The organism is Arthrobacter sp. AQ5-05, from assembly GCF_003287975.1.
Taxonomy (GTDB): domain Bacteria; phylum Actinomycetota; class Actinomycetes; order Actinomycetales; family Micrococcaceae; genus Paeniglutamicibacter.
Window position 1 is genome coordinate 1 of record NZ_QMKQ01000067.1, and the last position, 1,931, is coordinate 1,931.

Consider the following 1,931-nt stretch of genomic DNA (forward strand, 5'->3'; position numbering starts at 1 on the left):
TGTCAGCGGAAGTTCTAAAGTGACCGTAGGCGGCAATCCCCGCTGACCACCAGCGGCAATTGAACTGACCACCGGCGGCAACCGGTTTTGACCACTGGCGGCAGGCTTTCCCACCCCATTTCCGGGCGCCGGAGCCCCGCGCAGCACGCTGGTGATGTTCTTTGCCCGCGCCTCGTGTCGAAACGAGGCGAGCCCCTCCCCAATGCGGTGAAATAACGATGCCAATCAGTTATTTCGACCCGCTTTGAAGGGAAGGGGCTCATATGAAGTCTCCAGGGGAGTTCATGGAAATTCTAGCTACTTACGACCTCACCAAGTCCTACCGGGCCACCGCGGAAATCTGCGGCGTCTCACACAACACCGTGCGCGCGTTCATCAAGGACCGCGACGAGGGCCGGGAACCCGGCCAGACCAGGCGCACCTCCACCAAGGCCGAACCGTTCATCGAACAGATCGAAGCGTGGGTGAAAACCTCCCAGGGCAAGATCCGCGGGGACATCGTCCACGAGCGTTTGGTCCCGCTGGGATACACCGGCTCGGTCCGCACCACCCGCACCGCCGTGGCCAAGGCCAAGGCCGCCTACCAGGAGGCCGAGGGGACCAGGCCCCACCGTCCCTGGACCCCGGAGCCCGGGCTCTGGCTTCAGTACGATTTCGGGGACGGCCCGGTCATTGACGGCGCCAAGACGGTGCTGTTCTGCGCGTGGCTGGCCTTCAGCCGCTTCCGGATCGTGTTCGTCATGCGGGATCGGAAGGGACCGAACGTGTTCTCGGCCCTGGACCGTGCTTTCCGCCTGATCGGCGGGGTCCCGACGTATGTGCTCACCGACAATGAGAAGTTGGTGACCATCGAGCACGTGGCCGGGTTGCCGGTGCGCAATCCGCAGGCGGTGGCGTTTTCCAAGCACTATTCCACGGTGATCCACACCTGCCAGCCGGCGGACCCGGCCACCAAGGGCGGGGTGGAGAAAACGGTGCACCTGGCCAAGGCCGACATGGTCCCCACCGACGCGAACCTGCTCCCGGCCTATGAGAACTTCGCCCAGGTCGAGGCCGCCTGCGAGGCGTTCATGGAGAAGGTCAACAACCGGGTCCACTCGGTGACCCTGGAGATCCCGACGCAGATGCTGGAGAACAGTGAACGGGCCACGCTGCACCGGGTGCCCGACGAGCCCTTTGCCCTGGCGCTGGGTCATGGCCGGGTCGTTCCGGCGAACACCCCGATGGTGGACTTCGAAAAGGCGCGCTACTCGGTTCCCTACCGGTTGATGGGCCAAAGCGTCTGGGTTCGGCACACCGGAAGCGACGAGATCGTCATCGTGCACGTCGGCACCGAGGGACCCAAGGAGGTGGCCCGGCACCAGGTGACCCGTCCCGGGGTTCCCTCGGTGCACGACGAGCACTTTCCTCCGCGTCCGGCAGGCTCCCTGGAGCGGGAACCAAAGGCCAAGAACAATGCCGACATGGCGTTCCTGGACATCGGCGAAGGCGCGAAGCTCTGGCTCAAGGAAGCCACGGCTGCCGGGGTCGGAAAGATCCGGGAGAAGATGGCCGCGGCCGTGGAAATCGCCAAGCTGCTGGGCGCCACGAGCGTCGATCACGGGCTGGGCGCAGCCGCGGTGCACCACCGGTTCAAGCACGAAGACCTGCTCTCCATCATCGAGACCAACCGGATCCCGGGCTACCTCGCCGAGACGCGCATGGTCACCGACCCGAACCAGATCCTGGCCCAGGGAACCGGGGCATGGGCCGGATTCGGCACCACCGACGACGACGAAACCGACACCATCCAGGAGCAAAGCGATGCAAACTAACACCACCGGCACCCCGGCACCGGGCACCATGCGGGACCGCACCATCTCGGAGGTCATCGAGTTGATGCGCACCAACCGGATGCCCCATGCCCGGGCCATGGCCGAAGAGCTGCTCAC

Annotated in this window: 2 protein-coding genes; one reads left to right on the forward strand and one right to left on the reverse strand. The window is 65.1% G+C overall.

Annotated elements, in window-relative coordinates:
- On the reverse strand, positions 1 to 225 hold a 225-nt coding region (locus DQ353_RS22075), incomplete at its 3' end, for a hypothetical protein (RefSeq protein WP_220094087.1).
- 38 nt (positions 226 to 263) lie between these two features.
- Between DQ353_RS22075 and istA the strand changes: the two genes are divergently transcribed.
- Complete coding sequence (gene istA / locus DQ353_RS20990; protein ID WP_286166955.1) at positions 264 to 1,814, forward strand: IS21 family transposase; 1,551 nt, start codon at positions 264 to 266, stop codon at positions 1,812 to 1,814.
- Positions 1,815 to 1,931 lie beyond the last annotated feature (117 nt).

Bases quoted from the DNA above. Each gene is read 5' to 3' on its own strand.
- istA (WP_286166955.1), top strand. From the start codon at position 264: ATGAAGTCTCCAGGGGAGTTCATGGAAATTCTAGCTACTTACGACCTC.